This is a genomic window from Halalkalibacter lacteus, assembly GCF_036663595.1.
Taxonomy (GTDB): domain Bacteria; phylum Bacillota; class Bacilli; order Bacillales; family Bacillaceae_D; genus Halalkalibacter; species Halalkalibacter lacteus.
Map to the genome: position 1 here is coordinate 1 of NZ_JAWRVL010000347.1, position 251 is coordinate 251.

The 251-nt window shown below is 71.7% G+C and carries 1 protein-coding gene; it reads left to right on the forward strand.

All coding sequences use genetic code 11. The features are described from left to right. On the forward strand, positions 1 to 251 hold a 251-nt coding region (locus SAZ04_RS22605), incomplete at both ends, for a hypothetical protein (protein WP_332699954.1).

Consider the following 251-nt stretch of genomic DNA (forward strand, 5'->3'; position numbering starts at 1 on the left):
GGACCGCTGGAGAAGGCGGCCGAGGTCGGCCCGGTCGAGTCCGCCACGGTCAACGACGTGGCTCGGCTGGTCGCCGAGGAGGCGGCCATCGCGACGGGCCGCGAGCCGGTCGGCATCACGCACCTGCCGATGCGGCCCGGCGAGGTGCCGAACGCCGTCGTCCGCTCGAATGTCTCGACCCTCGAACCGCTCGGTATCGACGCGAACGGCTTCGTCTCGCTGGAGGAGGGCGTGAAGCGGACCGTCATCTG